This is a genomic window from Clostridiaceae bacterium HFYG-1003, assembly GCA_024579835.1.
Taxonomy (GTDB): domain Bacteria; phylum Bacillota; class Clostridia; order Clostridiales; family Clostridiaceae; genus JG1575.
Window position 1 is genome coordinate 1,714,803 of record CP102060.1, and the last position, 12,868, is coordinate 1,727,670.

At 49.8% G+C, this 12,868-nt stretch carries 9 protein-coding genes; 3 read left to right on the forward strand and 6 right to left on the reverse strand.

All coding sequences use genetic code 11. From position 1 onward, the window contains the following. Window positions 1-11: 11 nt before the first annotated feature. Window positions 12-1,868, reverse strand: a complete 1,857-nt coding sequence (locus NQU17_07755; protein ID UUM10582.1) for a polysaccharide biosynthesis protein — start codon at window positions 1,866-1,868, stop codon at window positions 12-14. Window positions 1,869-2,259: 391 nt separating this feature from the next. Here NQU17_07755 and NQU17_07760 point away from each other — a divergent pair, with 391 nt between their 5' ends. Next, window positions 2,260-3,414: a glycosyltransferase gene (locus tag NQU17_07760; GenBank protein UUM10583.1), complete on the forward strand. Its 1,155-nt coding sequence runs from the start codon at window positions 2,260-2,262 to the stop codon at window positions 3,412-3,414. Here NQU17_07760 and NQU17_07765 read toward each other — a convergent pair. The 3 genes from NQU17_07765 to NQU17_07775 are packed head-to-tail and all read right to left on the reverse strand — an operon-like array spanning window position 3,404 to window position 6,334. After that, complete coding sequence (locus tag NQU17_07765) at window positions 3,404-3,688, reverse strand: hypothetical protein (protein ID UUM10584.1); 285 nt, start codon at window positions 3,686-3,688, stop codon at window positions 3,404-3,406. The two genes, NQU17_07760 and NQU17_07765, sit on opposite strands and share 11 nt — an antisense overlap. 55 nt (window positions 3,689-3,743) lie before the next feature. After that, entirely contained in the window at window positions 3,744-5,018 is a 1,275-nt protein-coding gene (locus tag NQU17_07770) for a hypothetical protein (GenBank protein UUM10585.1), read from the reverse strand. Window positions 5,019-5,050: 32 nt separating this feature from the next. Continuing rightward, complete coding sequence (locus NQU17_07775; GenBank protein UUM10586.1) at window positions 5,051-6,334, reverse strand: hypothetical protein; 1,284 nt, start codon at window positions 6,332-6,334, stop codon at window positions 5,051-5,053. 315 nt (window positions 6,335-6,649) lie between these two features. Between NQU17_07775 and NQU17_07780 the strand changes: the two genes are divergently transcribed. Then, window positions 6,650-7,702 carry an LCP family protein gene (locus tag NQU17_07780; protein ID UUM10587.1) on the forward strand — a complete coding sequence of 351 codons (1,053 nt, stop codon included), beginning with the start codon at window positions 6,650-6,652 and terminating at the stop codon, window positions 7,700-7,702. Between the two features lie 306 nt (window positions 7,703-8,008). Here the strand turns inward: NQU17_07780 and NQU17_07785 are convergent, their stop codons facing one another. After that, window positions 8,009-11,110, reverse strand: coding sequence for an N-acetylmuramoyl-L-alanine amidase (locus tag NQU17_07785; GenBank protein UUM10588.1), 3,102 nt, complete (start codon window positions 11,108-11,110; stop codon window positions 8,009-8,011). Window positions 11,111-11,333: 223 nt separating this feature from the next. Here NQU17_07785 and NQU17_07790 point away from each other — a divergent pair, with 223 nt between their 5' ends. Beyond that, the gene (locus NQU17_07790) at window positions 11,334-12,284 is read left to right on the forward strand and encodes an LCP family protein (protein UUM10589.1); all 951 of its coding nucleotides are present in this window, start codon (window positions 11,334-11,336) and stop codon (window positions 12,282-12,284) included. A 188-nt stretch (window positions 12,285-12,472) separates the two neighbouring features. On the opposite strand, the gene NQU17_07795 is transcribed toward NQU17_07790, so the two are convergent. Then, window positions 12,473-12,859, reverse strand: a complete 387-nt coding sequence (locus NQU17_07795) for a hypothetical protein (protein ID UUM10590.1) — start codon at window positions 12,857-12,859, stop codon at window positions 12,473-12,475. Window positions 12,860-12,868 lie beyond the last annotated feature (9 nt).

The following is a 12,868-nucleotide window of genomic DNA, read 5'->3' on the forward strand; positions in this document are numbered from 1 at the left end:
ATGTCCCTCTTTCAAGAAAGCTTCTCGGTGGGAGCTTCCCGGTAGGTCGTAACAATGGTCCTCATGGTGTCTTTCACTTTCTGATTCGATGCAGCGCTATCTTCGATGACCGCTTTGAGCTGAGTCAGTCCGTCAAGCAGTTCTTCCCACTTGAATTCGCTGGGCTTGCCAATGAAGACCAGGGAGTTTTTGGTCTTGGTCAGTCCTTCTTCACTCATGAGCAACTCCTCATAGAGCTTTTCTCCGGGGCGCAGCCCCGTGACTTCAATCTTAATGTCGACATCCGGTTCATAGCCGGACAGGCGGATCAAATTCTTGGCCAAATCGTAGATCCTGACCGGTTCCCCCATATCCAGAACGAAGATTTCACCGCCTCTGGCGAATGAACCAGCTGTCAGGACAAGCTTGACCGCTTCTGGAATGGTCATAAAATAACGCGTAATGTTGCGATGGGTAACGGTTACGGGGCCGCCTTCGGCAATCTGTTTTTTAAAGAGCGGAATGACGGAACCGTTGGATCCCAGCACGTTGCCAAAACGGACTGCCACAAAGGCCGTGTGTTTTGAGGTCTGGTTATAAGTCTGGATGATCATTTCGCACAGACGCTTGGTCGCGCCCATGATGTTCGTCGGATTCACTGCCTTGTCCGTTGAAATCAGGACAAACCGGTCTGTTTTCGTTTCATCGGCTGCCTGTACCACATTAAGAGTCCCAAACACATTGTTCTTGATCGCTTCCTTCGGAGAGGTCTCCATTAAAGGAACATGCTTGTGAGCCGCGGCATGGAATACCAGATTAGGGCGGTAGGTCTGAAATACTTCAAAGACTTTTTTGCGGTCACGGACACTGCCGATCAGCGTGACCAGCTTCATCTGAGGATAGCGCCGGAGGAGCTCCATCTGGATCTCATAGGCATTGTTTTCATAGATGTCGAAAATGATCAGCTGGCGGGGCCTAAACTCCGCAATCTGACGGCAAAGCTCTGAACCGATGGATCCACCGCCCCCTGTCACCAGGATGACTTTGTCCTCAATGTACTCCATCATGGAGGACACCTCGAGCTCAATCTCCTTGCGGCCGAGCAGGTCGGTGATTTCAACATCGCGGATCGCAGCCACGTCGACCCCTTTGCTGATGATTTCAGACAGGTTGGGCAGAGTTTTCATCCGGACTTTCGTCTGGTTGATGATTTCCATAATGCGTTTCTTCTGCTCTCCGGTCAGCGACGGAATCGCAAACACGACTTCATCCACCGACAAATCCTCCACGAGTCTTGGGATATCGGCAGTGGTGCCGATGACGGATACACCGGAAATGCTCTGATGGAGCTTTAAGGGATCATCGTCGATGAGGCCCAGTACTTCATAGTCGAAATTCGGGTTGTTGCGGATTTCATTGATGAGCAGCTTGCCAGCCAGTCCGGCTCCAATGATCAGGACATGTCTGGTCTTGTTCTCTGCTCCCAGGATCGGAGCCTTGGTTTTATTCAGAAGGACGCGGTAGGCAATTCGAACCCCCTCTGTCCCGATAAACGCAATGATGACCGAGATCAGAATCGTGGCGATGGTGATATCGTTCAGATAAAACTGATCCAGCATAATTGAACCGAACATGGCAACGACGTTGGCATACATGACGTTCATGTATTCGTCCAGTCCCGCATAGGCCCACATGTTGCGATACAGACCGAACAGCAGGAAACTGCCAAGATAAATCATCAGGATAAAGGGCACATAAGTTTTAAAATAGTTGATATCACCCGAAGTCAGGAAAAAGTCCCGCTTCAGATTCAGCGAGATGAAATATGCGCCTGAGATAATAATGATATCCGCGATCATCAAAACATACTTGCGATAATTGGTTGTCATGATAGTTCCTTTCAAATGTCAATTCACTTCTCGAGGGGACAAGCACGGTTCCTCCTCTGCCTCAGGGATCAATCCCAACATCCAGCCACATGTGCAAGTGACCATTCAGATTTGGGAATCAAGTTTTTTCTTTCCATAACTATACGAATGGCATAAAGGAATTTCCTTTATGCCACACCATTCAGTCTGAATGCTTACCGTTCCCTATTATATATCCGGCATATAAAGAAATAAAGAACAAAACAGTATCAAAACATATTTATTCCCGCTTTGAGGATCCCTTGGACCCCATTGTTCCTGGCTGTTCATAGGAAGCCAGACAATAATACACCATTTTTATTATACCATGGTATATAATGGGGATGGAAATTATCCGCTGGAGGATCCCATCATGAAACAAGTTTCGCCTGTCGCCCACTCCCCTGCTGCATCCGGGCAGCAATCCGTGAAAATGATACTGACCAATCGGTTTGATCCCGATGTGCGTGTCTATAAAGAAGCCCGCTACCTCACAGCACAAGGTTTTGACGTTGAAATCCTGTGCTGGGATCGGGAAAATGAATATGCCCGGACTGAAGTGGTGGATGGAATACGAATCCGCCGGTTCAATCCGCCCGCTGTATATGGCACAGGCCTGCAGCAGCTGGTTCCCTACATCAAATTTCTCCGGCAGGTTCGGCAATATCTTAAGACTCAGGAATATGCCTATCTCCATTGCCATGATCTGGACGGCATGATCGTCGGCGCGGCCTGCCGCTCCGCCAATCCTTCTGCCAAACTGATTTTTGATATGCACGAAATCTATGAAGTTCAGGGAAAAAAGCAGAAAATCCGCCGGTTGGTTCGTGCGCTGGTTTCGCGTTATCACGGCCTGGCCGACGCCATCCTGTATGTCAATGAACTTCAGCTGGAGCACATGAGCCCGGCGAATCGTAAAAAACTGATTCATCTGCCAAACTATCCCGATGCAGCCAATTTCAGTTCGGATGAAAAGACCGTTTCTCCTTTGCTGCGGGTTTCCTATATCGGTTCGGTCCGGCACTTTCAGCAAATGAAAAACCTCCTGGATGCCGCCTCAGGTGCCGAAGGTGTCTACACATCGATCCACGGGTTTGGAACGGCATATAAACAGCTCCAGGAGCTTGAAGCGGGCTATCCCAATGCTCAGGTTACCGGTCCTTACCATTTCCAGGAAAGCACTCGTCTGTTCTCAGAAGCCGATCTGCTATATATCATGTACCCCATGGATACGCTGCAGAACCGGGAATCTGAACCCATCAAGTTCTTCGAAGCCATCATCACGCGAACCCCCATGATCGTCAGTCCGCTCTCCCGCCTGGCTCAGTATGTTACCAGGTATGGCATCGGTTATCTGGTCGATGGTGAAGACATCGGAGAAATTCGCCGTCTGCTGGCTCATATCGCCACCCATCGCGAGGAACTGGCCCAAATGCGGGAACGAATGAAATCCATTCAGTTCCAGTTCACCTGGGACCATGTGGTGAAGGACCTCAGTCAGATCTATCAGTCTGACCCTAATCGTTGATGCCTGAATGGTCAAGTCTTATTACCGCCCCCTGTGCGAACATGAATGAACCAGCAGATATCAGTAGAAATCGGTAGATAACAGTAGCTATCAGTTGTAAGTCGACTGAAATACATCTACCGCTGCCAAAGACTCTGATCCTGCCGCCATCCAGAGTCAGGATCAGAGAATTTCCGGGATCAAACCCAAGTCCATGAGTCATATCCAAACACAGGGAAACACGAATCGAATACAACGCAAAAAGAAGAAGGCCAGCACCTTCTTCTTTTTGCATTGTATTTGTGGTCTGTCAGCCCGGCGATCTTCTGTCATAAGCCACTGAGCAGATTTTACCTGGTTTTTGAGAGGCCATCTTCGGTTTCTGAGGAATAAAGGTACAGGATCAGCAGCAGAAACAGCAGTCCTCCGGTAACCAGGCCAGTTACAAGCCCTCCGTCATTCAGGGAAATGATATGGAACATAGCCATTCCGATGATGAAATCCTGACCCAGGGACTGGCTGAGCGAATTGATCAGAACCAGAATCAGCGCAAACACGACGGCAATGGCCACCAGTCCGATGAGACCGCCGTTGGCATAGGCATCCGCCACATAACCGGCATTGGCGTGCATATCCGGCTTATTGAAGAAGGTATCACCGATGACTTTCGCCGCGTCCGTCGGATACGGATTGGGGATATTCAGAATCCGCCCGATGGTTCCCTGAGAATAGTACAGCTTGGGATTGAAGGTGAAGAACTCATACCAGAAAAACTTCAGCTGCGCGGGAAGAAACAGAAGTCGTCTGATAAACAGGGACGGAATATAGATATTTCCGGTGTAGACATACACTACCAGATTGCCGGCGGCATACAGCGGAGCAATCAGAGCCGCCGACGGAAGGAAATCAAAGTGCTCCATAAACCACATGACTCCCAGGATGGCCACGGGAATAAACAGCATGGCCTTTTGGGCTGTAATAAAAAACAGGAGGAGCTGAAGTCCTATGCCGAGTCCCAGCAGGCTCTTTTTTTTCTGCTTGAATCCCAAAGCGATCAAAAACGGGTTTATGACCTTGCTCTGCCATGGCACCAGATATCCCATCCCCAAAGGAAAGCGGATGGTTTCCCGGATGTCATACGTGTTGTCGAAGTTGAGCGCGCCGAGGGAAATACCGTTCGCCGGGATCATCACCGCATAAACCGCAACCGTCATCAGCGCGATCAGAACGAGCAGAATCCGGCGGGAATTTGCAATTCGTAAAATTCGCAGTGGAGGGATCACCCGTACCAGGATACACTCCAGCAGGAAGGCGGCTATGCTCCATCCCATGAACCGCATGGAACTGTCCGTCAGACTGTAATAGGACAGCATTGGGAGAAAGATCAGCAGCAGGTGGATCTGCAAAATGACAGAGGCCGGGCGCTGGTCCCGCGGCATTAGAAAATACATCAGGACCAGGAGAAATATACCCAGCAAATATTTATAGGGAGAGAATTCCAGAATAAACCGGTTGGAAACAAACAGCGGCTGGACGAACAAGATGTATATGGCCTCCAGCACCAGTTTGAATGCCAGGATCCCTCCCAGATTCACCAGATCCCGGTGATTCGATTGTACTTTCATAATAGGGTTCCTTTCTGTGGCATTGAGCCGTTCTATTCGGCGATGATAACCGTCCCGAACAGTCTGGCTCCGGCCTTTTGTGCCAGTTCCTGAACGTTTTTCAGTTCACTCCTGGAAATCATGGGATTGGCAACCAGGACAACCTGGGAATCCGGGCCGATTTCTGAGAGATGGTCATAATCGAATCGCTCCAGCAGCTCCACTTCCGTTTCCTTCAGCTGATCCGACAACGTCGTCTGGAGCTTTGACGCAGAGGCAGCTCCCAACTGGATGAGTGTCAGACGGTGAGCCTGGGCATCCTTCAAATCAAGACTCAGACGCGACAACAGTCGCTCGGTCTGATCCTTCTGTGTCACGGTTCCAAAAATCAATCGGTCAGCCAGCTTTTGCGAACCATCCGGAATAAACCCAAGCAGCGGTCTTCCGGTCAATTGCTCAAGGTCTGCACTGTCATGAATCATCATGGAGCGCCCCGCCAGGACCGCTGCCAGAACAAAGGCCAGAGCCAATCCTCCGAACAGCCCAAGCAGTCCCCATTTCGCTACCGAGCGGAGAATGGAACCGGCACTGACTCCGGCTGAGGGATTCGTTGGCAGTACGAGGGCCGGTCTCAATTCATCCATTTGCTTCTTATAGTCATCCAGCTGCTCAATTCGAAGTGTGAGCCGCTGCATGATGGTCTCATCAGCTTTTTTCTGCGTCGTAGCGCCGATTTCTTTCAGTTCATAGGTTTTATTAGCCTGTGCTTCATAGATCCCCATGATGCGGTCATAGTTGTAGTTTCCCAGTGCTTCCGCCACGGCCGGATCCTCATGGACTGCAGCCAGTGTCAGTAGATTGAGATCGTCATTATAGGCCTGCGCCACCAGTTCATCAACTTGCTCATCACTGAGGGAAGCATTGCCCAAAATCCGCTTGAACTGAACATAATCTTGCGACGTGAACTTATAGAATGAGTAGAAATATCCAATTTCATTGGCAGTCTGGACCTGTGCTCCTCCTTCCACGCGGGAAGAATCATCAATAAAAATGGCGTGTCTGCGGGTCGTGACCGCAGAAGGATCAAAATTCAGCAAAATGCTCTCCTTGAGACTCTTCTGCTGACTCAGGTAAAGGCTTTCGAGCGCATCATACTGAGTTTTTCGATAATTGAAGGAAAGTGGTTCTTCCTGCTGTTCTCCGGAACTTACCGGACTCAGGCTCTTTTGCATGCCGAGCACCATTCCCAGAACCAGAGGAATCAGAATCACCAGTGCAAACAGTCTTTTTCTACGGAGAATTTGGAGCAATATGGCATTTAATGTAATTTCTTTCATCAGTTTGAGACCTTCTTTCATGGATCTTATTTCATCCGGGCGGTTGACTTAATCATTATACCAACCGACTGAAGAATTGAAATAGTAATTTCATGATAAACTTTGGAGGGGGTTTATTCAACCTGACGGGGAGAAGGACAGGCTTTCACCAATTATCCAGCTCCGCCAGGCAATGTTTCGAATTTCATAATATATCTGCCCGGCAAATTGACAGAACCACCTGGAAAAAGTAATCGGTCAGGCCGCTCCGCTGTAACCCTGCCGTAACTTCATGATGATATAATACCCTTGTATTCTAAACTAGGAGGTGAACCATTGGAGCCGAATCATACAGAACATAGATTGCTGGTCGAACGAAAACTGATCATGAGATCCATTCTCGTCGTACTGTTTTTGCTGGTTGGCTGCATCGCCTGGTTTATCCATCAGTACACCTCCACCGTACTGACCAATATCCGCGGCGAAGCCATTACCCCTATGGAGGCAGGAATCGATCGCTCCGTTCGGGATCGTATCAATCGATACGACAACCAAATCAAAAACATACTCCTGATCGGCATTGACCGGAACAATGATCCGGCTGATCCCAGCCGTTCGGACACCATGATGATTCTTTCGGTTGATGATCAGCACAATTCATTGAAACTGTCATCCCTGATGCGTGATACTCACGTAAAAATCAGCGGCCACGGCACCACCAAACTGAACCATGCCTATGCCTATGGCGGAGTCAAGCTTCTGATGAAAACCGTGAACACGAATTTTGATTTAGATATCGAGGATTATGTCATGGTTGATTTTCATGACATGATCTCTATCATAGATGCGGTGGACGGGATTGATGTGGACATCAAAGAAAATGAAATCGAATATATCAACAACGGCATTCGAAACCTCAACAACCTGGAAGGCACTCAAATCCCCTATGTAGAAACACCAGGCCTGATCCATCTCGATGGCACCCAGGCGACCTCCTACGCCCGGATCCGAAGCACGAAGGGCGGAGATTACGCCAGAACCGAGCGACAGCGACTCGTCCTGAAGAAAGTGTATGATAAAGTACGAACCGCCAGCCTGGTGGATCTGCCCAACTATATCGCCCAGTTAAGTCCCTTTGTCAAGACCAGCCTGACTTATGATGAGATATTCGACCTGGGTCTGAAAGTCCTGACGGAAGAATTCAGCATCAAGGGAACTCATTTCCCCACGGTCAATACCTCGGAGGAAATCAGCAAATCCGAGTGGTACATCAAAATGGACAAACCCGCCACAGTGGATGAACTCCATGACTACATCTACCGTGATATCCCCCCACAAAACACTGAAACCTTCCTGCAGCAGGGCCCGTCCGAAGGACAGTATCCTTAATCAGACCGCGCTGAATCGGGCAGCTAACCCTATCACCTGCCCGTTGAGCTGTGCGGGAATTGGAGCCTTCCGATCAATTACCAGAGCCGATCTTGGTGAAGAATCCAGGGTTTAAGGTTGTGGATCAAGGATTGATAACCAAATCCTGACTTTCCGAAATCAATCCTGACTTTCCGAAATCAATATTAGTTCCGTCATATCAAACAGGGACCTTCCCAGGCAGGCTGCTGCCTGCCGCGAAGGTCCCTGTCATTTTTTATTGACTTGATGGCGCAACGAGCGATTCCATCGAAGCTCGTACCCCGTTTAATTGGCGTTCATGTAGTTCATAATCCCATCTGCGATTGCCTGAGCTAGTTTGTCGCGGTAAGAGCTGCTCTTGATTCGGGCAAGATCTTCTACATTGGACAGATATCCCAGGTTAAGCTGGGCTGCCGGCATCTGAGTATTCTTCAGAATGCGGAAGCTGTATCCCATATGGTCGACATCTGAGATAATGCCCAGATTGCGGGTGTAGATCGGCGCGACTTTCGAAGACAGAATTCCAGCGGCTTCCTTGCCTTCCGGCTGGTACAGATTGGCCAGCGGATCCAGCTTGGCTCCTGCAAAGTAAGTGCGGATTCCTTTGGTCGTTGAAATTGAGCTCTTATTGTAGTGGAACGACACAAACAGGTCTGCTTTGGCATTGTTGGCCAGTTCGATGCGGCGATCCAGCGAGACCGTTGTATTGGTGCTGCGGGAAACAACGACATTGATGCCGCGGCCCTTGAGCTTGGTTCTGACCAGATTCGACAGGTACAGTGCCTGATTGCTTTCCGAGTAGGTCACGCCATTTTTCAGGACCGTTACGCCCTTATCGGTTCCACCATGGCCCGGATCCAGGAACACAGTAGGATAGTTCTTGATCCGAATGGATTCTGTCCGGCGCACATCCCAGAAACTGCGGGAAGCAGCATGCCTGGCTTCCACCACAACGGTGTAATAACCGGTCAGAGCTTTCCAAGTGGCCTTGGGTTGACTGGACCAGTCCTGCACCATGATCTTTTGTCCGGTGGACTGGCTGATCAGGTAATAGCGATACAGGTAGTCCGATCTGACAGGCGCTGCATTGATTTCGAGGTTTTTGCCGGCCGCTTTGATGCCTGCGGTATACATTCCGTTCAATGAGATTGAATAAGGGTTTTCAGGAGTATATGAAGCTGGGCCATATACCGGTACAGACGCATCGGTAATGGTTGCCTGAATTGTCTTCAGGGCTCCTTCGCGGCCGGTAGCGATTTCCCTCGCCCTTACTCCCAGCGTAATGCTTCCCTTCATGGTCGGGGTGAAACTCAACTTCGAAGAAGAACCCCATTGAGTCAGGGGCAGGCTGGCTGCACCGTCCTGGAGGAACAGTCGATACTCATAGGCCGTATCTGTCCGATAAGGCGTCACGCTGACAGACAGCGGACTTCCCTTTACGTAAGGCCCGGTTCCCAGCGCAATGGTCTTAAGATCCGCAACGGGTTCCGCCAGCACCTGCAGTTTCAGTCCTTTTTCTTCAAGCACTGTCCCGTTGCCGGATTGCTGACGGGCCTGAACGGTCAGGTTCAGCTCGCCGCTCCGGGTTGGTGTAAAGGTGAGCTTGGGATCCAGGCTCCAGTCCCGTAAAATTCTGGCCGGAGAAACGGACTGATCTATGAGTCGATATTCAAGGTTCATTCCCGTTCCGGCAATCGGAGTCACTGTAACCGAAGCCGGGCGATTCACGTATACTCCTCCGGTTGGAGATGAGATAGAAGCAATCACCGCCTGCGATACGGGTGCCTCTTCCACCTCAATAGTCACCGTGGCACTTTGGACCGCTTCCCCGCCGATCAGTTTATTTCTGGACAGCACCCGAATCATATGGGTTCCAGTGGTCTGCGGTGTGTATTCATAAACCCGGCTGCCTGACCAGGAGCTGAGCAAAGTGGTTTTTCCGGCATGTTCCACTTCCAGCTGATACTCATTCACTCGGGTGGTCGCCTCCGACACATCCTCAATCTGGATTCCGATTTCAGTTCCAGGATAATAAGGCGATGAGCTTAACAGGACCGTGCCGATTACCGGAATGACATCGCGGTCCGGATCGGGCTGTTCGATGATTTCACCGATGGTCACGTCCTGTTCCTTAACATCCTTGACCGTCGTTGCGCCTCTAGGCCGAATCTGAACCGAGAAACGATAGTTTCCTGCAATTGTGGGCGTATAAAATGCCGCCTTATTCTCTGTCCAGGCAGTCTGAACCGTCTGGTTGGTGGTACGATTGGTAAACGTGAAACGGTGTTCTGTATCTGAATTCGTCGCAACAGCCACCCGCAACTCCTGTCCGGGGGCAAAGCCATCCTCCAGGGTGATGTTCAGGGCATTGGTTTTCGAGCGCAGGACGCTGGAGACTTCCATGTCCGTAATAGCCGCTGTGCCCGGCGTCGGATCAAAGGGCAGGTTGGAAGACTTGCTGGTCCGATCAATGATGTTGCGGATCTTGTAGCCATACTGATGGCCCATAGCCCAGCCTCCGCCCTGGATGTTCTCCTGATAGCCAAGATACTCGACAGCAGGCGCGTTCCCCCGGGTAACATAATTGAAGCGCGGATCCGCCAGGGTTCCATTCAGTTTCCGTGCGGACGCATAGGCCACAAGATGCTGAACATTGACCCGAATTCCCTCTCTCATGTTCAGGAACACATTGCCGCGGACCGGACCACCCGTAGCGCCGATTCCGCCGAAGTTGTTCTGAGTTTCCTGAACGGTATACAGATAACTCAGCCAGCCCGTTTCAAGCATCATCTGAGCAAATACGATATCCGGCCGGACTTTCTCAAGGGCGGCCTCTTCAAACAGCAGATCCACAAACCGGCTGACAAACGCGTTGTCCTTGGGGATGAGCCCATGTTCTTTTGCGGAAGCTTCATTGCTGATCTTGAGCATGTGCTTGAACTGATTGCGGTCGTTGACATATGGCGCAATATTTGTCTGATCGGAATGAATGTTGGTCAGCTGGGGATCCACAGTCACCTGACGGATGTCACTGAAGATCTGCCCGTCCTGACCCTGCGCCGTGACTTTAATATAATTGGCTCCCACACCAAGGCCCTGGATCAATGTCGTGTAGGAAGACCTCGTAGTCGAGGAAAGATTTGGGACTACCATCACTTGAGCTTCGGTATTCATGGCATTGCGATAACTGATCTGAATAGAAGTCGGCAGGATCAAATTGCTGACATTATAGCGAACCACATATTGGTCCGTTACCCAGTTATCAGGCTGCGGTGACATGATGACCACCTCATTGGCTGCAGAAACCATAACCGGTTGGTGAAAAATGACGGGCGAAAGGATCACCGCAGACAAAATGCAGACTAAGATTCTTTTTGCTAAATTCATGACTCCCCCTGTAGACTGTTATTGCCAAATGACGAAATTATTAGAAAAACATTTGGCCTGACACATTCATCTTATAATAACATGATGATTTCCGGCAACATAAAACGTTTAAATACCAACAAATCTTTTCAAATACAATTCCGCTTCTGACACCTTTTTTTAACTTCTCCCGTGCAGAACGGTTTATAATAAAACGTGATTAACGAAAAAGGACGTAATGATTATGCTTAAAAAAATCTTGCTTTCACTGCTTATTATCCTCACGGTTGTTTCAGTAACCGCAGGTGGTGCTCTCTGGTACTACCTGGAAAAAATACCGAAGGAAGCCGTTGTAGAACCCGTCGTCACCAATGAGGACCCCGATCTGCTGGCCCAGCAGGGAATCGCCCCCTCCACCAACGGCCTGGGCATGTCCGAAGATGTTCTCGATGGTTTAAAAAAATATGATGGTACGATAACAAACATCCTCCTGTTGGGCATCGATTCTGAAAACGGCATCGGACGTTCTGATTCCATGATGATCTTCACACTGGACCGAACCACCAAGAAAATTAAACTGACCTCTCTGATCCGTGATTCCTATGTATATATTGCCGGACGCGGCATGGATAAACTCAACCATGCCTTTTCCTTTGGCGGTCCTTCCCTGGCGCTGCGGGCAGTCAATTCCAATTTTGATTTGAACCTTACGGACTATGTCACAGTGAATTTTGATTCCATCAAGAAGATTGTCGATACTCTTGGCGGTCTGGAACTGGCTTTGTCGGACGCTGAGGCCAAAATTGTCGGTGTACCCGGCAGCGGCACGTATCATCTGCAGGGAGATCAGGTTCTGCGCTATGCCCGAATTCGAAGCACTGCAGGCGGAGACTTTACCCGGACCCTGAGACACCGGAAAGTTCTGACCGCGATTACTCAGAAGCTCATGAAACTCAATCCCATCGAAATGGCCAAGGCTGTAGACAGCCTGATTCCGCTGGTGAAAACCTCCCTGTCCTCTCCGGAGATTCTGGGAATGGGCTATACCACCGGTCTGGGCGGTTATGAAGTGGTACAGGATTCTTACCCGGAGGATGAAACCTCCAAGGGTGTTCTGATCAAGGGCATCTATTACCTCAAATACGACAAAGAGTATACGGTCCGCAAGCTCCATGAGTTCATATTCAATAAATAATTCACGAAAAACAATGAGACCCGACCAAGCAGGAACCCGCCGCAGACTGACTTAAAATCCCGGTCCATGACCAGCTAATCTGCTGAATCCTGTTATTCAAACAGGCCGTCCCGGTTCGGGACGGCCAGCAATGAAGTTTTTACATGCTATGTCAAAAAATCTAAGGATCTTATCAGAACGTTAACATACTATCGGGATCGTGATCTGGATCGGGAGCTGGTTTGTACCATCAGGTCGGGATCGACCAGAAAATAAGCCATGAAAATGACACTGAGCAGGATGATCACCCCTCGGAAGCTGAACTGAGTCAACGCGGTGATCAAAGCCGGGCCAACCAGCGTAAACTGATACAAATTGCCCAGTGTTGTTGCCTGACCGGACTCATACACATAGAGCATGTTGATCGACAGCTGATAGACTGCGTTCACCAGAGTGGTCCCCAGGACAATGATTCCCAGCACCTTGAAGTTTTTCAGACGCGCCCCCAGCAGGCGACTGCCCATGACGGCCAGAAAGCCTGTCAGAGCGGCCAGCGGCAGGACCATCAGCTGATCCCTGAATTCTATAAAAAACAAAGGAACACT

Bases quoted from the DNA above. Each gene is read 5' to 3' on its own strand.
- NQU17_07755 (UUM10582.1), bottom strand. From the start codon at position 1,868: ATGACAACCAATTATCGCAAGTATGTTTTGATGATCGCGGATATCATT.
- NQU17_07760 (UUM10583.1), top strand. From the start codon at position 2,260: ATGAAACAAGTTTCGCCTGTCGCCCACTCCCCTGCTGCATCCGGGCAG.
- NQU17_07765 (UUM10584.1), bottom strand. From the start codon at position 3,688: ATGCAAAAAGAAGAAGGTGCTGGCCTTCTTCTTTTTGCGTTGTATTCG.
- NQU17_07770 (UUM10585.1), bottom strand. From the start codon at position 5,018: ATGAAAGTACAATCGAATCACCGGGATCTGGTGAATCTGGGAGGGATC.
- NQU17_07775 (UUM10586.1), bottom strand. From the start codon at position 6,334: ATGAAAGAAATTACATTAAATGCCATATTGCTCCAAATTCTCCGTAGA.
- NQU17_07785 (UUM10588.1), bottom strand. From the start codon at position 11,110: ATGAATTTAGCAAAAAGAATCTTAGTCTGCATTTTGTCTGCGGTGATC.
- NQU17_07790 (UUM10589.1), top strand. From the start codon at position 11,334: ATGCTTAAAAAAATCTTGCTTTCACTGCTTATTATCCTCACGGTTGTT.